This window comes from Anaerolineales bacterium, from assembly GCA_003105035.1.
Classification (GTDB): Bacteria; Chloroflexota; Anaerolineae; order Anaerolineales; family UBA4823; genus FEB-25.
The window spans coordinates 42522-64161 of the sequence record PQAL01000042.1 but is presented as its reverse complement, the minus strand read 5'-3'; the positions used below and the strand labels follow the sequence as shown (position 1 = coordinate 64161).

General features: G+C 56.2%; 22 protein-coding genes. 17 read left to right on the top strand and 5 right to left on the bottom strand.

What is annotated here, in order from left to right:
• Position 1: 1 nt before the first annotated feature.
• Both C3F13_18350 and C3F13_18345 read right to left on the bottom strand, forming a co-directional pair.
• Entirely contained in the window at positions 2 to 385 is a 384-nt protein-coding gene (locus tag C3F13_18350) for a hypothetical protein (GenBank protein PWB49800.1), read from the bottom strand.
• Positions 386 to 408: 23 nt separating this feature from the next.
• Positions 409 to 594: a hypothetical protein gene (locus tag C3F13_18345; GenBank protein ID PWB49799.1), complete on the bottom strand. Its 186-nt coding sequence runs from the start codon at positions 592 to 594 to the stop codon at positions 409 to 411.
• A 390-nt stretch (positions 595 to 984) separates the two neighbouring features.
• Here C3F13_18345 and C3F13_18340 point away from each other — a divergent pair, with 390 nt between their 5' ends.
• From C3F13_18340 to C3F13_18285, 12 genes are all read left to right on the top strand, one after another.
• Entirely contained in the window at positions 985 to 1272 is a 288-nt protein-coding gene (locus C3F13_18340; GenBank protein ID PWB49798.1) for a hypothetical protein, read from the top strand.
• The gene (locus C3F13_18335; GenBank protein ID PWB49797.1) at positions 1269 to 2264 is read left to right on the top strand and encodes a hypothetical protein; all 996 of its coding nucleotides are present in this window, start codon (positions 1269 to 1271) and stop codon (positions 2262 to 2264) included. The genes C3F13_18340 and C3F13_18335 overlap by 4 nt, the downstream gene beginning before the upstream one ends.
• Before the next feature lie 320 nt (positions 2265 to 2584).
• On the top strand, positions 2585 to 3490 hold the full coding sequence (locus tag C3F13_18330; GenBank protein PWB49796.1) for a dehydrogenase: 906 nt from the start codon (positions 2585 to 2587) through the stop codon (positions 3488 to 3490).
• 23 nt (positions 3491 to 3513) lie between these two features.
• Complete coding sequence (locus tag C3F13_18325; protein ID PWB49795.1) at positions 3514 to 4005, top strand: (2Fe-2S)-binding protein; 492 nt, start codon at positions 3514 to 3516, stop codon at positions 4003 to 4005.
• A gap of 25 nt (positions 4006 to 4030) precedes the next feature.
• Positions 4031 to 6385: a dehydrogenase gene (locus tag C3F13_18320; protein ID PWB49794.1), complete on the top strand. Its 2355-nt coding sequence runs from the start codon at positions 4031 to 4033 to the stop codon at positions 6383 to 6385.
• A complete protein-coding gene (locus tag C3F13_18315; protein PWB49793.1) occupies positions 6382 to 7953 on the top strand; it encodes an FdrA family protein in 1572 nt (523 codons plus the stop codon). Before C3F13_18320 ends, C3F13_18315 begins: the two co-directional genes overlap by 4 nt.
• Before the next feature lie 7 nt (positions 7954 to 7960).
• Entirely contained in the window at positions 7961 to 9358 is a 1398-nt protein-coding gene (locus C3F13_18310) for a hypothetical protein (protein ID PWB49792.1), read from the top strand.
• A gap of 58 nt (positions 9359 to 9416) precedes the next feature.
• Positions 9417 to 10298, top strand: coding sequence for a cyclase (locus C3F13_18305; protein ID PWB49791.1), 882 nt, complete (start codon positions 9417 to 9419; stop codon positions 10296 to 10298).
• 73 nt (positions 10299 to 10371) lie between these two features.
• Positions 10372 to 11055 carry a hypothetical protein gene (locus tag C3F13_18300; GenBank protein PWB49850.1) on the top strand — a complete coding sequence of 228 codons (684 nt, stop codon included), beginning with the start codon at positions 10372 to 10374 and terminating at the stop codon, positions 11053 to 11055.
• A gap of 4 nt (positions 11056 to 11059) precedes the next feature.
• The gene (locus C3F13_18295) at positions 11060 to 12250 is read left to right on the top strand and encodes an acetyl-CoA acetyltransferase (protein ID PWB49790.1); all 1191 of its coding nucleotides are present in this window, start codon (positions 11060 to 11062) and stop codon (positions 12248 to 12250) included.
• A complete protein-coding gene (locus C3F13_18290) occupies positions 12247 to 12600 on the top strand; it encodes a hypothetical protein (GenBank protein PWB49789.1) in 354 nt (117 codons plus the stop codon). The genes C3F13_18295 and C3F13_18290 overlap by 4 nt, the downstream gene beginning before the upstream one ends.
• Before the next feature lie 53 nt (positions 12601 to 12653).
• Positions 12654 to 13568, top strand: coding sequence for a hypothetical protein (locus tag C3F13_18285; GenBank protein ID PWB49788.1), 915 nt, complete (start codon positions 12654 to 12656; stop codon positions 13566 to 13568).
• Positions 13569 to 13590: 22 nt separating this feature from the next.
• Here C3F13_18285 and C3F13_18280 read toward each other — a convergent pair whose 3' ends face one another.
• Positions 13591 to 14397, bottom strand: coding sequence for a hypothetical protein (locus C3F13_18280; protein ID PWB49787.1), 807 nt, complete (start codon positions 14395 to 14397; stop codon positions 13591 to 13593).
• Positions 14398 to 14455: 58 nt separating this feature from the next.
• On the opposite strand from C3F13_18280, the gene C3F13_18275 reads away from it, so the two are divergent.
• The 3 genes from C3F13_18275 (at position 14456) to C3F13_18265 (ending at position 18152) form a co-directional block, all read left to right on the top strand.
• A complete protein-coding gene (locus tag C3F13_18275) occupies positions 14456 to 15391 on the top strand; it encodes a hypothetical protein (protein ID PWB49786.1) in 936 nt (311 codons plus the stop codon).
• Between the two features lie 552 nt (positions 15392 to 15943).
• Positions 15944 to 16894: a hypothetical protein gene (locus tag C3F13_18270; GenBank protein ID PWB49785.1), complete on the top strand. Its 951-nt coding sequence runs from the start codon at positions 15944 to 15946 to the stop codon at positions 16892 to 16894.
• Positions 16878 to 18152: a hypothetical protein gene (locus tag C3F13_18265; protein ID PWB49784.1), complete on the top strand. Its 1275-nt coding sequence runs from the start codon at positions 16878 to 16880 to the stop codon at positions 18150 to 18152. The genes C3F13_18270 and C3F13_18265 overlap by 17 nt, the downstream gene beginning before the upstream one ends.
• Before the next feature lie 9 nt (positions 18153 to 18161).
• On the opposite strand, the gene C3F13_18260 is transcribed toward C3F13_18265, so the two are convergent.
• Positions 18162 to 18938 (bottom strand): hypothetical protein, encoded by a 777-nt coding sequence (locus C3F13_18260; GenBank protein PWB49783.1) that lies wholly within the window; start codon positions 18936 to 18938, stop codon positions 18162 to 18164.
• 125 nt (positions 18939 to 19063) lie between these two features.
• A complete protein-coding gene (locus C3F13_18255; protein ID PWB49782.1) occupies positions 19064 to 19978 on the bottom strand; it encodes an NAD(P)-dependent alcohol dehydrogenase in 915 nt (304 codons plus the stop codon).
• Positions 19979 to 20136: 158 nt separating this feature from the next.
• Between C3F13_18255 and C3F13_18250 the strand changes: the two genes are divergently transcribed.
• Together C3F13_18250 and C3F13_18245 are read left to right on the top strand one after the other, a co-directional pair.
• A complete protein-coding gene (locus C3F13_18250) occupies positions 20137 to 20601 on the top strand; it encodes a hypothetical protein (protein ID PWB49781.1) in 465 nt (154 codons plus the stop codon).
• A gap of 114 nt (positions 20602 to 20715) precedes the next feature.
• Entirely contained in the window at positions 20716 to 21618 is a 903-nt protein-coding gene (locus C3F13_18245) for an alpha/beta hydrolase (GenBank protein PWB49780.1), read from the top strand.
• Positions 21619 to 21640: the final 22 nt, after the last annotated feature.

Genomic DNA, 21640 nt, shown 5'->3' with positions numbered 1-21640 from the left:
CTCACACATACAGGGCAGTACATAAGAGGCACACCACGAACGCAACAATTTGAGCAGCTGGATGAAAGCCTTGCGTCCAGCCGGTACGCAAGTCGAACCCGGCCAGGATGTAACGTGCCAGCTCCAGCAGGCGGATGATACTTAGCAGGGTCCTATCCCAGTTTTTGGCCTGCTTGGGAGGTGCCAGTCGTTCAAGAAGCAGGTCGGGGTTGGATCGCAGGATGACGATATCCACTGCGGTGAACCACACCAGCCAGACGAGGATGACTGCCCAGGCAGCCCACCAGTCAATCCGCCCGGCGGGCCAGAACATGGCCACCCCCGCTACGACGATGCTCAGGAGCTGACCGAGGATATAGAGAGTTACAAGCTTTTTATAGGTCACCCCATTATGACAATCTGCATCTGTTAGCGGGATTTGGTGGTATTCGGCAAGAATATCCGATGGTCTGCTATCAGGTCGAAATAGTGGAGTTTAATCTCCGCTTCCGTTATGGTTCCCACGCCTTTCGATTGGCAACCCAGCAATGACTTACGCAGGTTGTTATTATTATCCGGGTTCATAAAAGTCTGGCTGGGAGCGCACGGGTACATCACATGCTTGCACATCCAATAGTCCAGCGTCACCGGGTCGACACATAATCCGACCCATTGTGAGCCACATAAACATCGACCATCGCAGCCTGAGATTGAGATATTCCATTTTGTAGCCTTGACTTTCGGCCTAGCACTGGAATGGCAGCGGTGAAAACTGCCAGTGTTTTCTGGAAACCATTGCTAGTGATAGTCGCTATTATTTTGCGCCTTTCTGGATATTATAGCTCATCAGACAATTGCAAATACACCATGTGGAGGCAGCCGCGGCGCTGAGTAGCTGACCGAAGAAATCCCCTTTTAATACCCAATTCAGGGCATGTTTTTTTTGGCAGGTTGTTTTATTATGGGACTGTCGTAAAAGAGCTGACCCAAAACTAAAGAGGGGTAATGTTAAAAAACCTAAAGACATACCAACATACTAAGGATCGGGCTGGTGGAAGATCGCAGAATTCATTCCGATATTCCATAAGGCTGCAAGACCTTGAATGGTGGTGGATAGGAGGGATGATGTCATACAAAAAGATAAATGAAATTACTATAAATCATTGGCAGCCGCGCGCACTCGTCAATAAGCCCTTGTGGTACGACAATGCGGATTTATTCACCGTCAGCAGCTATTTAGAGCACACTTCACATCAGAAAATTTCTTTATTTATAAGGGAGATAGGAACATGAAAGAAACAATCATCAAAGTATTCTGGGGAATCATCCTGATCTGCATGGGCGGCCTGGTACTGGCAGCCAAGCTGGAATCGATTGACCTGGATGTTATGTCCGACCAGATGTGGTCAGCCATCTTTGCTGGCTTCAGCCTGGCATTTTTCGTCAGTTATTTTGTTAGCGGAATCAGGCGCTGGGGTTGGCTATTCCCCGCCTTGACCTGCGCAGCCCTGGCGTTGGTATTTGTGCTTAACCTTATCCCAGGGGCCAGCCCCTATATCGCATCTGTAGTTTTAGCAAGCATTGCAATTCCATTCTATGTGGGTTACCTGGTTGACCGCCGTCATTGGGGATTACTCATCCCTGCCTGGATCCTGACGGTGGTTTGCTTCATCCCCACCTTATCCGAGCTCATCGATGAGAATGTGATCGGGAGCATATTCCTTTACGGGATTGCTTTACCATTCCTGGTGGTCTTCGGAATCAACCGCACACGGAAATGGGCACTCATCACGGGTTCAGTACTGGCGATTATCGGTACACTGCCTCTGATCGAGTATTTACAGGCAGGCGAGATCCAGGGCTCCATCGTGATGTTTCTGTTCACCATACCATTCTTGGTGACATTCTTTATGTCACCCAAGGCTTGGTGGGCGTTGATCCCGGCTGGCTGTTTCGCGAGCATTGGAGTTGTGGCGATAGCGGTCTCATTACTCCCCCCCGATACCTTCTTCATGATCGGCGGACTCTCATTCGGTAGCTACTCCAGCATCCTTATGCTGGGGATCGCCATCACTTTTGGTATCTTATGGATGCTGCGATCCAGCCGCCCTACCGGCTGGGCCATCTATCCAGCCGTAGGCTTTTTGATCATCGCCCTGGTAACTTCGATCCTCAGTCGTCGATTTGACGAATTTATACCAGCATTGATCCTGACGATCAGCGGTGCAGCGCTTATCCTGGCAGGATTGCTGAAGCCGCGGGGAAGACGACCCGTGGAACCGTAGACCAACCCCCTCATCCTGCCTGAACTATCTCAGGTACAACATAGATAGTCAGGCAGGATGACATCTATGGGGGAAATAGAACCGAAAATTCCAGGATCAGAGTGAATTCTATTGATGATCCTTAGAAATCTTCAGGCTGGCTGATGTGCAACCTTTTTTGACCAGCCAGAAGCGATTTGCCCATCTGGTCATCAACAAGCTGGAAAAGTAAAGTAGAATAAAGATAAACAGTTATCCAGTCTGATATAAATAGCACATATCGTTGAACCGCCATTCTATTGTGTGGAGAATTCACTGATCACGGTAAGGATGGTACGATCATGAGCCTCGATTCTCACCCAACGCTGCCCGAATTTGATTACATCAGCCCAACCACCCTGCTGGAAGCCAGCCAGTTTTTAGCCCAGCATGCCGAGCAGGCCCGACCCTTCCTGGGGGGTACGGATGTGCTCGTGCGTATGCGGGACGGTTTCCTGAAGCCCAGGTTCCTCGTAGATGTAAAGAACCTGCCCGGGATGCGAGAACTGGCCTTCAATCCTGCGCAAGGCCTGACGATCGGGTCAGCAGTGACAATGAACCAGCTGATCGCCTCCCCGGCAGTGCAGAAGCACTACCCACTCCTGGCGGAGGCCTGCCAATCGGTAGCGAGCTACCAGCTGCGCAACCGGGCGACCGTGGCAGGCAATATCTGTAATGCTTCCCCGGCGGGAGACACGCTCGGAGCCTGCCTGGCTTTGGATGCCAGGCTGCAGATCTACGGCCTCCATGGCAAACGCTTTGAAGCCCTCAGCTCATTCTTCCTGGGGCCGGGCAAGACCTCCCTTGCCCATGGAGACCTGGTTACGGCAATCCACCTGCCGCCGCCCAAAAAGGGAGCGGTGGGCAGGTATCTCAAGCTGGGGCGTAACAAGCTCAGCGACCTGGCCATCGTCGCTGTGACCGTGCTGGGCTGGCCGGAGGTTGAGCTCCCTTCGAGCATGCGCATACGGGTAGCCCTCTCCTCCGTCGCCCCAACACCTCTCCTGTTATTAAACGTTGAAAACTACCTGGCTGAGCGAACCATCACGAGCACATCGGTGCTGGAAGCCGCTGCAATGGCAGCTGAGGCATGCGCACCGATTGACGATATACGCAGCAGCGCCCGCTATCGCAAAGGGATGGTCAAAAATTTGACCATCAGAGCGTTGCACGAAGTATTAGAAAAGCTCGGCAAACCAGCACTGTAAGCCCACGGCGAGTAGAGGATCAGATGAATTATCACAAGATAAGCTTAACCGTCAACGGCAGCCAGGAAGATGTCATCGTTCCGTCCAACATGACCCTGATGCGCATGCTGCGTGAGACCCTGGCACTCACGGGCACGAAGAATGGCTGCTCAGCAGGCGAGTGCGGGGCTTGCACGGTGCTGATGAACGGGGAACCTATCAACAGCTGCATGGTGCTGGCAGTGGAATGTGACGGCGCGACGCTGCTGACCGTGGAGGGGTTGGCACAGGATGGTCACCTGGCACCCATCCAAGCAGCCTTGATCGAGGCGGGCGGCGTGCAGTGTGGGTTCTGTACACCCGGCGTACTGATCTCCGCCGTAGCACTGCTTAGGCGCAACCCTGACCCGGATGAAGCTGAGATTCGTGAAGCACTGGTCGGGAATTTATGCCGCTGCACTGGCTACGAGAGGATCATCGAATCCGTGAAGGTAGCTGCTAAAAAGCAGGCGGCATTGGCGTTTACTACCGCTTGATCTGCGTTCATGAAGGAAGCAACCTATGGCAAAGGGCAACAGCGAACATACCCATCCAATCGGTGAAAGCACAAAACGGGTCGATGCACCGGATAAGGTGACCGGCGCGGCACTCTATGCAGATGATATCCAGTTTGGCAACGCCCTGCTCCACGCCCGCGTCAAACGCAGCCCCCACCCACACGCCCTGATCAAGCGGATCAATATTGAGAAAGCACGCGCCCTGCCAGGCGTGAAAGCCGTCGTTACCGGGGAGGATTTTCCTGGTCACATCGGCCTGTACCTGCAGGACCGCTACATCTTCTGCCGCGACCGCGTGCGCTACGTGGGTGACCCCGTTGCCGGCGTAGCGGCAACGCGGGTTGAGATCGCCGAGGCAGCCCTGGACCTCATCGAGGTGGAATATGAAGTGCTGCCGCCAGTGCTGGACCCCGAATTTGGGGCCAGCCCAACCGCCCCGATTATCCACCCGGAGCTCGGTCAATATGTGGTGGCGAATTTCATCATGCCGGTAGCGGGCACGAACATCTCAAACCATTTCAAGATCCGCAAAGGAAACATGACCGAAGCATGGGGGCAGTGTGCGGCCATCATCGAGCGCAAATACCGCATCCCGCACATTCAGCACGTACCGCTCGAGCCGCATGTGGCCATCGCAAAAGTGGATGCCTCGGGTGAGGTGACCCTGTGGGACAGCTCGCAGTCACCCTTCGCCCAGCGCGACCTGATCGCCCAAACATTGGGGATCAACCAGAGCAGCATGCGGGTGGTGGCTCCGGTGGTGGGAGGTGGTTTCGGTGGTAAGGCCGGCGTGAGCATGGAATCGCTGGCAGTGGCCATCGCCACCAAGGTGAGGGGCCACCCGGTGAAGCTACTCCTGACGCGTGAGGAGGAGTTCTATACCGCCTTCGTACGCCAGGGCCTGATCTCTTATTTCAAGATCGGCTGCGATGCGAGCGGTAAGATCCTCGCCATGGAGAACACCTTCTATTGGGACGGCGGTGCCTATACCGAATATGGGGTGAATATCACGCGTGCGGCGGGTTACAGCTGCACCGGGCCGTACGAAGTGCCTAATGTGAAAACCGACAGCTACTGTGTGTACACCAACCACCCGGTGGGCGGCCCGATGCGCGGCTTCGGCATGCCCGAGATGCACGCCGGGTTGGAGCAGTGCATCGATGACCTGGCGTACCAGATCAGGATGGATCCGGTCGAGCTGCGGCGCAGGAACTGCCTGACGGAGCACAGCATATTAGCGACAGGCGGGAAAATGCACCCAACTGGCCTGGCGGAGTGCCTTGAGAAAGCGGCCCAGGCGATCGGGTGGGGGAAGGTAGCCCCACCCAGCAGCCCGAACAAGCGCCGCGGTAAAGGCCTGGCCTTGATGTGGAAGGCACCTGCCATGCCCCCCAATGCCGGATCAAGCGCCTGGATCGAGTTATCGGAGGACGGGATGATCACGCTGGGGATCGGCTGCCAGGATATTGGGCAGGGCGCCTTCACCGTGGCGGCCCAAATGGCAGCCGCGGCCTTCGGGGTGCCCTTCGAAAGCGTCAGGCTGGCAACCCCGGTTGACACGCGCTACAGCCCCTACGAATGGCAGACCGTTGCCAGCCGCATCACCTGGAGCACCGGCAATGCGATCATCAATGCGGCGAACGATGCTCGAACACAGGTGCTGGAACTGGTGGCCAACGCTTGGGAAGAAAATATCGATGACCTGGATATCATCGACGGAAGCGTGGTCTCGTTCAAGACCGAAAAAGAAATCTCACTGAAAAAGCTCGTTGTATACGGTCTGCCCAAACCGGACGGCTCGGGCTGGCTGGGGGGTCCGATCATCGGACGGGGCAGCTTCATGCCTACGTATGTCACTGGCCTGGACCCCGAAACCGGGCAGGGCGAGCAAGCTGTGGTGCACTTCACCACTGGTGCCCAGGCGATCGAGCTCGAAGTGGACCTGGATAGCGGGAAGATCGAGATCCTCAAGGGTGTGGCAGCCTTTGACGTCGGCAAGGCGATCAACCCCGAGATGGTGAAAGCGCAGATGGAGGGCGGGCTGGTGCAGGGGATCAGCTCGGCATTATTCGAACAGCTGCAATTAAAAGGCGGCGTGGTGCAAAATGCCAGTTTTGTGGATTACCGGATTGCCACGACCGCCGATGCCCCACTGAAAATGCAATCCATCATCGTCGAGGTGCCCCAGGCGGATGGGCCGTGGGGGGCGCGCGGCATCGGCGAACACTCGATGGTGCCAACCGTGCCGGCCATCGCCAACGCCATCTACGATGCCATCGGCATTAGATTTGATGGCCCACCCTTCACTGCCGAAAAAGTCTATCTGGCCATGCTGGATGCCGGAATCGTGAAGGAATGAAAATGGTCGTTCGAACCCTGATCAAACCTGCTGAATATCATGACTCGGTCAGCCTGATGCTGGCAGCGCGTGAGCTTACGAATTTTGAAGGCGTGCACGACGCGGCCGTGGTGATGGCCACCCAGGCGAACCTGTCCATCCTGGCGGAGGCCGGGCTGCTCAGCGAGGAAGCGGAAACCTCCAGCCCAGATGACCTGCTGATCGCAGTCAAGTGTGAGAGTGATGCGCTGGCTATCGCCGCCCTCGCCAAAGCCGAAGCATTGTTGAAGAAAAAAACCGGGGGTGGAGAAGGTAGCGAATACACTCCGAAGACCATGCGGAGCGCCCTGGCTGCAAACCCGGGCGTGAACCTGGCAGTCATCTCGGTGGCGGGACGGTTTGCCGCGGATGAAGCCTGGGAAGCTTTACACCACGGCTTGCATGTGCTGCTATTCAGCGATAATGTTTCGTTGGAAGATGAGATCGCCCTCAAGACCTATGCGCGCCAGCACGGCCTGCTCTTGATGGGGCCAGGGGCCGGGACGGCCATCCTGAACCACGTGGCGCTGGGATTCGCCAACGTGCTGCCGGAAGGGCCGGTGGGAATCATCTCGGCCGCGGGGACTGGCTTGCAGGAAGTGAGCTGCCTGCTAGCCCGGCAGGGTGTGGGCATCACCCAGGGTATCGGGACGGGCGGGCGTGACCTGCGCAAAGAAGTGGGGGGGATCATGATGCTGGAAAGCGTGAAAGCGCTCCAACAGGACCCTGCCACCCGGGTGCTTGTGCTGGTCAGCAAGCCGCCTGACCCGGCGGTGGCAAATTCGATCCTGAGCCAGGTGGTTCAGAGCAAAAAACCCAGCATGATCTGTTTCCTGGGAGGCGATGATGCGGATCGGACTAAAATCCCACACATAACCTATGCACACACCCTGCAGGAATGTGCGCTATACGCAGCACGGGCAGTGAAGCCTGAGCTTGGGGAAGTGAAAGAATACCTGGCTAAAGATGCCACCCAACTGGCACACCAGGCAGGCGAGCTCAGGAAGCAGCTAAGCCCCAAGCAGCGTTACCTGCGGGGGCTATTCTCGGGAGGCACCCTGTGCTACGAGGCGCAGGTGATCTGGAAGGATATGCGCATCAATCCGGTGTACTCGAATGCCCCGCTACCGGGCGGGTTAACGCTGGCAGATTCCACTCGCAGCCAGGGGCATACGGCAATCGACCTGGGCGAGGAGGAATTCACCGTCGGGAGGCCGCACCCGATGATCGATAACGACCTGCGCATCCGTCGCCTGCTGCAGGAAGCGAGCGACCCACAGACCGCACTGATCCTACTCGATGTAGTCCTGGGCTATGGGGCACATCCTGACCCTGCCGGTGAGCTATCCAGGGCGGTTAGCGCGGCGCGGGAATTGGCACATAAGGAAGGTCGCGAGCTCGCGGTAGCGGCCTCGGTGACTGGCACGGAGGCTGACCCACAATGCCTGAGCCGATCCACATCTGTGCTAACCCAGGCGGGGGTGATGGTGTGCGAGAGCAACGCGCAGGCAGCCAGGCTGGCGGGTATGATCATCGCAGATCGAGGATAACAACGGAATGACAGGCATCAAGGACCTATTTGGAAAAGAATTAACCGTACTCAACCTGGGGCTGGAAAGCATGGCCCAGTCGGTCAAGGACCAGGGAGTAAAGGTCATCAACGTCGACTGGCAGCCGCCCAGGGCAGGCATCCCGCACCTGCAGCATACGCAAGGCGGGATCGACATTGACGAAGCCAACCAGGAAGCAGTTGAGCGTATTCGCCGGGGCCAACCCGTGCTGGTGGGGATGGGGATCGCTCGGGAGGTCATCCCTGGGATGCACGAGCGCATGATCCTGCATGCCGGTCCACCCATTGCATGGGAGCGCATGTGTGGGCCGACGCGTGGGGCTGTGATGGGGGCATTAATTTACGAGGAGATCTGCCCGGATGAACAGGCCGCTCAAAAGCTGGCAGCCTCGGGTGCCATCGAATTTTCACCCTGCCACCATCACCACGCCGTAGGCCCCATGGCAGGGGTCGTCTCGCCCAGCATGCCGGTGTTCATCCTGGAGAACAAGACATTCGGCAACCGGACTTTCTGCACACTGAACGAAGGGTTGGGGAAAGTGCTGCGCTACGGCGGGATGGGCCAGGAGGTGTATGCCCGCCTTAAATGGATGGCAAGCGACCTGTATCCAGCCCTGGACCGCGCCCTAGGATCGCTGCCTGATGGAATAAACATCAAGAGCTTGATCGCCCAGGCCCTGCACATGGGTGATGAATGCCACAACCGCAACCGGGCAGCCACCTCATTGTTCTTGCGGGCGATCGGACCGGCACTGGCGCGCACCAACCGGGATAACGAAGTACTGGCCAGGGTGATCGAGTTCATCGACCGCAATGACCACTTTTTCCTGAACCTGAGCATGCCCGCCGCTAAGGCCATGCTTGAGCCAGCCGAAGGTGTGGCGGGCAGCTCAATCGTGACGGTGATGGCGCGCAACGGCACCGACTTCGGTATCCGCCTGGCGAGCATGCCCGATCGCTGGTTCACCGCACCAGCTGGCAAGGTGCAGGGATTATATTTCCCACAATACACAGAAAAGGATGCGAACCCTGACATCGGTGACAGCACGATCACCGAAACGGCGGGTTACGGTGGGATGGCGATGGCAGCTGCTCCAGCCATCACCCAGTTCGTGGGCGGCACACCCCAGTTGGCAACCCGCACGACCCTTGAAATGTACGAGATCACCTTCGGTGAGCATGAGAATCTGACCATCCCAACGCTCAACTTCCGCGGTACACCGCTGGGGATCGATGTACGCAAGGTGATGGAGACCGGCATCCTGCCGCAGATCAATACCGGCATCGCCCACAAAGACCCCGGGGTAGGCATGGTGGGGGCAGGAATTCTCAGAGCACCGGAAGCATGTTTTCGAGAGGCGTGGAAAGCACTAAGTGAGATATAAAGATATCAAGCCTTGGGTATCTACGTGTTGAATTTATGATGCATAAAAGGAGAGAAAAATGAAATTTATCGACCTGACTGTCCCTCTGGGGGTTGCCACCCCACCCTGGCCCACGTACGAGCCGCTGCAGATCAAGTATTTCAAACGCCTGGCGCCGAATGGAGCTAACGGGCAGCTGCTGACCCATTCCAACCACCTGGGCACCCACCTGGATGGCGAAATCCACTTCCATACCCCCGGCAAAGACATCGCTTCATTGGATCTGGATTTCCTCGTCCATGAAGCGGCGGTGGTTGACCTGAGCGATGCTTGCGGGGATTACGACGTCTACACCAGCCAAATGGTGGAGGAGCGCGTCGAGGTGCGGGAGGGAGATATCCTCATCATCCACACCGGCTACCATCACTTCGGATGGGATTCGCCCAATGCCGACGAAATTCGCTACATGGTCAAACACCCCGGCCCCGACCGGGAATTTGCGGTGTGGGCTAAGCAGAAGAAACTGCGCTGGATCGGTGTAGACTGCGGCAGTGCCGACCACCCGATGAACACCATCATCCGCGACTGGATGCCCCGGCAGGCCCGCCAGGCCGATAAAGTGTTCCGGAAGAAGTATGGCATGCCGCTGGCTGACTTCTTTGACGACACTAAATACCAGCTTATGCACCTGGAGATGTTCCCATACGGCATCATCCATGCCGAGTGCCTGGGGGGTGAGATAGACCTGCTAATCAACGGTCGGGTGACCATCGGGATGTTCCCATGGCGCTTCGTGGATGGCGAGTCGTGTATCTCGCGCTGCGTGGCGATGGTGGATGATGCCGAATATGAGAAACTCATGACCAAGAAAGCCGGTATGCAGAAAACGAAGTTTGGGGATGCCTATGACCCGGCTCACCTCGAGCGCATCAACAAGCTGAGCAGCAAAAATATGGAATAAGGAACCCAGGGGAGGCGATCAGCCTGCCCGTGAGTTTCAATATTGGATGTAAATTAGGAGGCCCCGTATGCCAATTGATATGGAACTTGAAGCGGTTCTACGCCCCGAACAGATCCCCATGCCGCCTTATCCACCCAAAGTGATCATCCTAGCCAATGGCAAGAAGATGGTGGTGCGCCAGGCAAGGCGCGAGGATGTGCCGGTGATCCTGAAATCGGTTCACCCGTGTATGTTCATTGAGCGAGACTATTACGATATCGTCAGTGCCAGGCTGTACGGCGAGCTGCTGGCATGGTACCGCTACCGGGTGAAGAGCGAGTACTGCCTGATGGGCCAGGTGGATGGTTACCTGGTGGGTGTGGTCAATGGGCGGCTGGAGAACCCAAAAGTGGGTATGAGCTACCATACCCTGGCGATTGACCGAGGCCTGCGCATCGGCTCGCACCTGTTTGCTGCCAAGATGGAATATCACATGGACTTCATCGGGCAGGAGGAAGTGCTGATCGTGGCCGAGAGCCCGATCGGCTTCAGGCGCTGGATGATCGAGTATCCTCTGGAGCCGACCAAGATCCCGCATGAGATGGGCGGTGGCGATTCTTATCGGCTGACGCGCGAAATCTACAATGCTGCCAAATCACGCCTGGTAGTGGGCGATCGGCCGGTACCCCAGGACCTGCTCGAAGAAGCCATGGCTGATATCAAGTTCGCAGATGATGATACGATCCGCGAACGTATCGCCGGTCTGAAAGGAAGGTGAGGAGATGAGAGACGTAGCGATCGTTGGCGTCGGCATGATTCCCTTTGGCCGGCGTGACGAAGACACCCTGATGGATATGCTGGCATACGCGGCGTTAAAAGCGCTGGACGATGCCGGACTGGGAGATAAATCGGTCGATGCTGTGTATGTGGCGAACATGGGTGGGGGCATTTTACAGCATCAAACCTCCATCGCCAGCTCGCTGGTGGACCGGCTCAGCTTGCTGCCCGCCGCGGCTGAGACCATTGAGAATGGACCCGCCTCAGGAGCCTCGGCGATTAAAAACGGCCTGCTGGCGGTTGCATCAGGCTACTACGACACCGTGCTGGTGGTGGGTGGCGAGAAGATGCGCGAGGTGACCGGCTGGCGCGCCACCGATTTTGTGGCCACCATGACCCACCCGCAGGCGGAATACCCTTACGGCATCACCCTGCCTGGCATGGCGGGCATGTTTACCCGCTTATACATGAGAAAGTATGGAGTAACCCGTGAGGACCTGCTGGCGGTCTCCTTGAAGAACCAGGAGATGGGCACGCTCAATCCTTATGCACATGTCGAGATGGCGCTTGACCGGGCCGGGATTTTCGATAGCCCGCACGCCGTGGTCAATAACCCCACTTCAGCCGACCCGCTGCACCTGTATGACCTGTGCCCCGTCAGTGATGGGGCCGCCGCAGTAGTACTGTGCCCGCTGGAGATGGCTAAAAAATTCACCAAGACGCCGGTGGTCATTGCCGGCTTCGGCCAGGCCACCGACACGCACACACTGGCGGAACGCGACGATCCAACGGATTTGAAAGCGGTCAGCCTGGCAGCCCAGCAGGCATTCGCCATGGCAAAGATCAAGCCAGCGGATGTGCACGTGGCTGAGCTGCATGATGCCTTCACCATCCTGGAGATCGCCGAGAGTGAGCACATTGGCTTCTTCAAGAAGGGCGAAGGCGGTAAAGCTGCCCAGACGGGGAAAACACGCCTGGGTGGGCAAATACCGATCAACCTATCAGGCGGGCTGAAAGCGCGTGGTCACCCGGTGGGCGCCACCGGTGTAGCCCAGGTGGTGGATATCGTCTGGCAGCTGCGGCATGAGCTACCCCAGAACCGGCAAGTGCAAGGCGCAGAGATCGGGCTGACGGTTAATTTTGGGGGTTTCGGCAACAACGTATTATGCTTTATCCTCAGGAGGGTGCAGCCATGAAGGAAATCGCCATCACGGCCTATAAATGCAAGAAATGCGGAAAGCTACACTACCCCTACCACGACCGCTGCCTGGAATGTAAAAACCGGGATTTCGAGGTGGTAAAACCGAAAGGCAATGCCACCTTGCTGACCTATACGGCCATCTTCAACCTGCCCTGGGGTTTCGACGAACGCTACCTGGTGATTGGAGTGGCCGAATTTGAGAACAAGGTCAAGGCCATGGGCCAGATCAAGACCGATTCAGTCGACAAGCTGAAGGTGGGCATGAAGGTAAAGCCCAGCTGGGAGCCGATCAAGGAGCAATACGGAGAAGATGTATACGGCTTAAAATTCGAGCCGATCAAGTAAGGTTAGTGGCACTTGGCCAGCTCACGCAATGCCATTCGAACGATGAACGATACGTGATTCAGCTAAAAGCAATCACCTTGGGATACGCTGTGCCACGCAAAGATTTCGATGCGACTGTGCACAGCGTATTCCATGAGGCGGTAAATCTACGGCCGATAACATCAAACCGGCTGCTGACTTTGGTGACTGCCGGGTGTGCGGATTTACCCCAGGGGGTGCGCATGGCGACACCAGAGGGTTTCTCCTTTGAGTTGTATTTCAAGGCCGGTGACTGGCTTACCTGCCGGGGCGCGGTTTTAGCCGATGACCAGGAGCAAATTGAGATCGACTTGGCTCCGGCGAAGCGCTGGAAGTGCAGCCTGCCGAGCCTGGCGGCGGATGACATCACCCCGCAGGTCGTTGCAGCCTGGACCTTGGTATGGCAGGCACTCAATGAACGGCAGAGGTCGTACAACGCAGAGATCCAGGCAGCTGAGCTGTGGCATGCGGGCGATTCAGCCCAATCGACTATACGCAATAGAGTGGGGGAATTGATCCGTGAGCTCATTGAAGCTGTGCGGAACCTCGATGCGTCTGTTGGGAAAATCGTCGCCAGATTGATCGGCCTCGGATCTGGGCTGACCCCCAGCGGCGATGACTTCCTGGTGGGATTCCTGACAGGCTTACAATGTGTGGCAGGTAGCAATGCAATGCGTTTGATTTACCTCAGGGAATTGTGGAAGCTCGTCATTCGCCTTTCACACCAGACGAACGACATCAGCCGTACATACCTTTATCACGCGGCGCACGGCCAAGTCTCAAGCCGGTTGGCAGGCCTGGCGACGGCAATCACAAAATGTGCAGGGAGAGAGCAGTTGGTAATTACAACTGAAGAAGCACTACATGAGGGGCATACCTCGGGCATGGATACCGTGACCGGCTTGCTGGTGGGATTAGCGACCTGGGGGAATGGAAGCTTTCCAGTTTGACGTCGCGATCGGCCATTTCTAATTACCGGCACCAGAAGTGATGGTAGTCGTCCGCCTCAGCTTCTTCGAGGATGGAAAAGTTGGCTGCAGATAGCCACTGGCGTACCAGCTCCATAGAAGGGTAGAAATGGTAACCCCCCTGTTCATCTCCAGGGCCTGTCGGTCCAATCGATTCGCCAGGCAGCACGGGCAGCCCTCTCGCCAGGGCGGAGTGATAATCGGCCTCGAGGCTGGCGGGGTCGGCGATCTCCACGGTGAAGTACAGCTGGCCGGCAGGTTTAAGCGCCCGCCGGAAATTTGCCAGCACCTGCGGCCAATCTTCGGGGAAGACGTTCTCCATGGCATCCATGCAGATGATCAGGTCGAAGGCTGATTTAAAGCGCATCTCCTGCAAACCCAGCTTGTGAACGGGCACCTGGGGGAATTTCGTACGGGCACGCTCCAGCATGGCAGCTGACTGGTCAATGCCAACAAACTCGCGCCCACTGGCGGATAGTATCGGCCAGTATTTACCCGTCCCGCAGGCTGCATCCAGGATCAGAGCCTGGGCCGGCAGGCCATTAAGCACGCGGGTGAGCATCTGCTGGTGGAGAGGACCGATGTAGTTGCCCCATTGCTCGTCGTAAATTGGGGCCCACAACCGGTCATAGCGCTCTTCAGAAAGGTGGCGGCGTTGCTTGAGCCATTCGTTACGCTCCATACTGGAATTGTAACGCGAAACCCGGTCTGGGTGCGCCGTAAAGGTAAGCTGGTCAGGACATTCCCAAAACACAGTGGACTGGTGCACAAGCCCGGTGACCACACCGGCGAAAGTGACATTCGGGGGCATTCACTGTACGCCAGCGGTGAAATCCCTCTATAATATCTATTTGCAGGAGGCTGACAAAATGATGACCAACGGGGTGAAAGTCCGCAACTATGACGACAAATGCGACCTGCGCGATATCCTGGACATGCTGATGGTGGGCAGGCGCAACACCAATGACTGGCACTACCCACACATCGGTGAGTTCCTGTGGAACTATTTCATGGTCTTGATCCACCTTGACCCCTGTGAGCACATGCGTGTGTGGCATAACCAGGATGACCGGATGGTGGCGTTTGCCATGCTGGGGGAAGACCCGACATTTGACTGGCACGTGCTGCCTGAATACGAGTGGACAGGCATCGAAGCCGAGGCGCTGGGTTGGGCAGAGGCATGCCTGGCCGAGCTGCGCCAGCGGGATGCACACCGGTGGGGCGGAGACCTGGTAGCTGGCGGACGCCAGGATGACCTGCCACGCCTGGCATTCCTAAAAGAACACGGTTTCACATATCGCGGCCAATTTGCCGAGGTGAATATGCTGCTCTCGCTAGAGGATCCGATCCCAAACCTGCCCATCCCGGCTGGTTACCAGGTGCGAGAGCTTAAAAAAGAAGAACTCCCAGACCGAGCAGCAGTGGAGCGCGAGGTCTGGCAACCCTGGACGGTGGGCAATGTGAGCGATGACGATTATCTACGCCTGACCCGCCTGCCGGGCTATATCGGCGACCTGGATGTGGTCAGCCTGACCTCGGAGGGGGTGATCGCCTCGCAAGTGAATAACTGGATCGATCCGCTCAACCACATTGGAGACCAGGGACCGGTGGGAGCACGCGAGCAATACCGCCGCCAGGGTCTCACCCGCCTTGCTTTGCTGGAGAGCCTGCGCCGCATGAAGTCCTATGGGATGGAGCGGGTGTGCATCTCCACTGGGATCAGCAACACGCCTGCCCGGAACCTGTACGAATCGATCGGTTTCAGGGTGGTGAACCAGTACCTGGATTTCACGAAGCCAGCGTAAGGGAATCTCACACTGACATTTCCTGTCGTTGCGAGAACAGCGGTCTTTGCTGGTCGAAGCAATCTTCACATAACCATTCTGTGCTAAGAGCTGACGGAATGTGTAATGATTAATTTAATCCCCTGAGGATTGCTTCGGTCGCTATGCTCCTTCGCAATGACAAAAAAACCTGCATGTCATTGTGGGATCCATGGTTTTACATGGAAGGCGGTCCCTTCCGATGCACCCGCCCGTTGGGCTATGCCGGGATCTTCATTCAACCATCGTGATCGACAGACATTCAAGGATATACAGGCACTGGGTGGTGAGGGGAAGATTGCTTCGTCGTTTAGCTAGATAAACCCTGGCCTCACTCCTCGCAATGACAAAACCTTCAGTACTTCCCCGAAAACCAGCGGGGATTCTCCCCCGCAGAGCGAGGGGATAGCTACAACGACAATACTCTGGTGCCCGTAATGGAAAAAAATCAAGAATCGTGCTTGACAGGGAAGGTAAACGGCATATAGTAATATTGGTCTCCATCCCAATGATAAAGTCAGCAGGAGGGGCAACATGGCGGAACGAGTCCTGGTGCTCGGGGCAGGCGTGAACGGCTCAGCCATCGCCGCAGAGTTATACCGCGGCGGGGTGGATGTGAGGCTATTGGCGAGGGGCAAACGCTATGAAGAGCTGTGCAATGCAGGGGTGGTGATCGAGAATCCCTTCAACCACAAACGCAAGATCACCCGAGTGCCGGTGATTGACCAGCTCTCTCCCCAGGATAAATACGGGTATGTTCTGGTGGTCGTCCGTAAGCACCAGGAATTGGACTTATTACCCCTCCTGGCGCAGAACGCCTCACCGAATATCGTCTTTATGGGCAACAACCTGCTGGGCCCGGAAGAGTTCGTGAAGGCACTGGGTAAAGGGCGGGCGATGATGGGTGGGGTCTATGCAGCCGGCAAGCGGGAAGGCGGCCTGATCAAGGCCATGCTGTTCAAATCGGCTGCGTCACCCATGGGGGAGATCGACGGGACGATCAGCAGCCGATTAAAACGCCTGAAGGAGATCCTTGCCCAGGGAGGATTTAGAGCCAGGCTCACCGATAACATCGTGGATTACCAGCTGAACCACGGGGTGGGGGTTGCCATCATTGCCAGCCTGGTGTTGAAACACGGGGGTAAGGTCCGTGAGCTGGGCAGGGCCACGGATGACCTGAAGCTATACGTGGCTGCCCGGCGGGAGGGACTTAGGCTCGTGCGGGCGTTGGGCCACGAAGTGGTACCCAGGATGGAAGCCACCCTGGTCAACCTGCCGGACTTCATCGGTGTGCTATCCACCCGGCTGCTGCTAAACTCCAGATTCGGGGAGGTGGGGTTGGAATATCACATTTCACAAGCACCAGACGAAGTACAACGGATGATCGAAGAGCTATGGATATTGGTGGACAGGGCAAACATCCCGGTTCCGGCAATCCGCAAAGCACTTGGAGAAAGGCAGGCGGGCAGTGAAACTGACCTCTGAAGCAAAATACCAGCTGTTACTGGATATCTCCCACCAGGTGCGCGATACCTTAGACCTGGACGATATCATGCAGCACCTGTTGGATGTGGTACGAAGCGTACTGGAATACGACGCTGCCGGTATCTTCGTGCTCAATCAAGACCTGGTGCGAGGCCGGCACGAAACTTCGCTGGGAATGATCGCAGGAATCGCCCGCCGCGGTTTTGACCCAAACCCGCCAGAAAATGACGACATGCTGATGCGCGGCCAGGGGATCACCGGTTATGTGATCCAACACTGCACGAGCGTGGTCGTTCAGGATGTACGGCAGGAGCCGCGCTACGTGGAAGGACGCCGCACGACTCGTTCAGAAATCGCCGTGCCGATCATTCGTAATGAACGAGCAATTGGTGCTCTGAACTTAGAGAGCGACCGGGTATCGGTTTATCATGCGGAGGATGTTGAGGTGCTGCAGCTTATCGCAGATGCTGCGTCGATCTCGATCGAGAAAGCCATGCTGCACAAACAGCTGATGGAGCAGATGTTGATCAACAGGCAGCTGGAGACTGCCCGGGAAGTGCAATCAAGGCTGCTACCCAACGAAGCACCAGAGCTGGAGGGTTACGATATCGCGGGAATATGTATCCCTACCGATGATATCGGCGGAGATTACTTTGATTACATCTCTTTTTCCCCCGGCTGCCTTGGTCTGGCCATTGCAGACGTCTCCGGGCATGGCATCTCATCCGCCCTGGTCATGACGGCTTTCCGGGCTTTACTGCGCACCCAGGCGCGTGGGCGATCTACCCCTGCGGGGATAGCCAGTGTGATAAACCAGATTTTACCTGAGTTCACAGGTGACCACCACTTTGTAACCGCCCTATACGCGGTCCTGGATGCAGCTTCTGGAAAATTGACTTATGTGAGCTGCGGTCACCCGGCACCCTTCAAGCTACGAGCCAATGGTGAGGTTGAGAAGCTGGATAACCATAACCCTGCCTTGGGAATATTCCAGGACTTGAATTACACTGATGGGTTAAGCACCATGGATGAAGGGGATATCCTGGGCATGTATACCGATGGCGTGATCGAGCTCATGGACCGGGCTGGACAGACCTTCGGATTGCAACGCCTGACGGACGTGATACGAGAAAACGAGCACGAATCAGCCGCAGAGATCATCTATAAGATTATCCAGGCAACAGAGAGCCATTCTGACCATTATGGATATTTAGATGATTTTACGCTGGTGATTGTTCACAGGAAGAGATCCGATTGATACGATAAATCAGGCGGGAGCAGATAGGGCCTGGATGATCTTCGCACAGCCTCCCCCCTGTATATAGGCAGCATGGTCGGCAGCACTCTCAAACTGCCTGCTGATGACCCTGGCGCATTCGAACTCATTATCGGAAGCAGCAAGATATCTCTCAACCGCAGCCAGGGCGAGTGGGTCAGCAAAGCCTGGATTGCTACCGCTCACTTTGGCATGATCCATGCTGATGATCCAGATAGCCGCGCCTAAAGCTCCGCATGCGCCTCCACTCAACCCAATGCCACCGGCAAAACCAGCCGCCAGCACAGCATGCATGTCTGAAGCACCCATGCGACTGGCGAGTAGCGATGCGCAACTCACCGGAGTGGATGGAGCTATGGCAGAGCTGGCTGTAGAAGAGCGATCAATCTCACGAAAGGCAGCTTCGGCGAAATTCGCCGACATGTTGAAGCAGAGCAATGGTCCACCTCTCAGGAAGAATTTCAGGACCTGGGCTGCCAGGCTGCGCGGCGAGCTTACCTTCCAGCGCATGCCAATGATGTCGGAACAATTTATCTCTTTATTACGCAGGCGGAAAGCCTCAACAAGTTTTTGGGTAACGAGGATTGCCTGGGTTTCTGCATATGCGCCGGGTCCCAGCAGCTGATATGCCCGCGCACCGGCTGCCAACGCAGCGCCCCACAAAATACCGCACTGATAGCCGTTTTGCAATAGCCCACCAGCCAGGGGCGCGACGGCACTTTCCTCCAGGACCATGGGATTGTGGTATGAGCAGTCGACGACGCTCATCACCGCCTCAGATCAGGTGCCTACCTTGAGAAATCTGCGAATTGTTCCAAAATACGTTATCGGTTGCTCGTTATTGGCTGTCATCAGACGTGACTGTCGATTGAAAGTGATTTTATCAGCGCATGTTAGCCAAGAATGGAAATGACAACATTCCCCTTTTTGTGGCCCATTTCGACATAATGATGGGCTTCCACAATCTGTTCGATCGGGTAAACCCGGTCGATGACCGGCGTGATCTTACCCGCTTCAACCATCTCTTTGAGGGTGGCAAGATCATCATTTTTCAAGCGTATCGAGCCAGTTACAGAAAAGTACTTCCCACCTTCCTTCAAGGCAGGCTTGTATTTTGATGGGTTCAACTTGCCGACCGCATCGAAGATCATGTCATAGGCCGCCACACCTAACGAAAAATCAGCGCGGGTGTAATCGAATACATGAATGGCACCTAACGACCTCACTAGCTCGATATTGGAGGCGCTACAAACACCGGTAACCTCCCCGCCGAATTCACTGGCAAGCTGGAGGGCATAGGTGCCCACGCTGCCAGATGCGCCATAAACCAGCACCTTTTGGCCAGGCTGGATATGGGCCTTGGTAAGAAATCCGAGGGCAGTCATCGCCCCGCACGGCAAGGCAGCAGCCTGTAAAAATGTCAGGTTGGCTGGTTTCAACTCGATCAAGCCAACTTTTTCAGGAGCACCTCCTTCGGGTAGGCATTTATACTCTGCGTAAGCACCAAAACCAAAACCGGTAAATGCAAATACCTGGTCACCAGGCTTGAATCGTTTTACCTCGCGACCGATCGCCTCGATTTCACCAGCCAGTTCGAATCCGAGAATCTTGATTTTACGAGGTTTAAAAAGGCCATTAAATAGCCTGGCAGCCATTGGATCAGGTTTACGCATGCGCCAATCACCCGCAGTCACGCTGGTGGCATGGATCTTCACCAGCACTTCGTTTGCCTTGGGAACAGGCTTGTCAAGCTGGGTGAGCTTTAGGACCTCGGGTGGACCGTATTTTTCGTAAATGACAGCTTTCATGGATATCTTATGAGTTTACCATCTGCTTCCTTATCCAGTATAGGGTACTTTGATTTTTCCTACAGGCAGCATATCCTGGTATGTGCTTGACGCTCCACAGGATTCGAGTATAGTATCAAAACAGAGCAGACTAACATCATCCCAGTGGAGGCTGACCGATGGATGCTTATGCAACGACCTATGAAGTGCGCTGGACCGATATTGACGCCAACCGCCATGTACGTTACTCGGCTTACATCGATGCAGCGGCTGAGCAACGCTACCGCTTTTTCTCTGAACACGACCTGCCCCCTGAGGCATTCGACAACCTGAACGTAGGTCCGGTATATACCACACTGACAGCCACCTTCTACCGGGAAGCTCGCCTGGGTGAAACCCTCACCATCAAGTACCTGCTCTCCGGGCTTTCCCCGTCGGGGATGCGCTGGAAAGTGAGACATGAATTCCTCAAAGCCAACGGCAAGAAAGCCGTCACGGTCTCATTGGAGGGTACCATCCTCAACCTGACCACCCGGCAACCCAGCGTGCCCACCCCCGAGATCATGGCGGTCTTCGAGCTGGTGCCGCGCAGCGCTGATTTCGAGGTGCTTTACGATAGCCGCTGGTTTAAACCCGGCAGCTGATCACCTGCAGGTAAATTGCATCCCTGATCCCATGGGAAATTACCCGTGCGAGGCAGGAACCTCTATTCCCTGATGAGCTTCCCATACCCAGCATTGTTTACAGAGAAGTAATCCATGGCATCCATCCAAAGCAGAATCCTCACCTTCTGGTTCAGGCAGAACAAATACCTGGCCAATAAAAAGTACACCCCGCCGCAGATGCGAGAGCGTATGGAGCAGTCACAGCGCTTCTTTAAGCTGCATAAGGATGTGCAGAATGAAGCGGTGCAAGCCGGTAGCGTGCCTGCTGAGTGGTCAATCCCAAACGGTGCCCCGGGTGATGCCGCCATCTTATACATCCACGGGGGTGCATGGTATATGGGCTCACCGCGCACGCACCGCGGGATGGTCTCGCACCTGTGCTATGCCAGCGGGGTTAATGCCTTATCTATTGATTACCGCCTGGCGCCTGAAAACCCTTTCCCGGCCGGGTTGGAGGACTGCCTGACCGCCTTCGAATGGCTACAAGCCCAAGGAATACCGGCCAGGCGAATAGTACTGGCAGGCGACTCGGCGGGTGGCAACCTGAGCCTGGCGCTGCTGGTGGAGCTTAAGGCGGCTGGTAAACCGTTACCCGCTGGAGCAGTGGCGCTATCTCCAGCGACTGACCTGGCTTCCCAGAGAGAATCGTACACTACGCGCCACAAGGTTGACCCGGTGCTGGCTAACCTCGGCTCCACCTCGATCGTCAGCGATTACATTCGCGATCATGACCCGCATGAGCCTACGATTTCACCGATCTATGCTGACCTGCAAGGTTTGCCGCCGATCCTGATCCACGTCGGAGAGAATGAAGTACTGCTGGACGATGCAGTTGGATTCGTTGCGCGGGCAAGGGCAGCTGGGGTTGAGGCTCAGGTGAAGGTATGGCCGGAGATGTTCCATGTTTTCCAGATATTCGTGCCATGGCTGCCCGAGGCACGCCAGGCGATCAGCGAGATTGGTGAATTTATCCGAGCCCGAATAAGGACAGGGTAATTTGGCTGACACCGAATTGCTT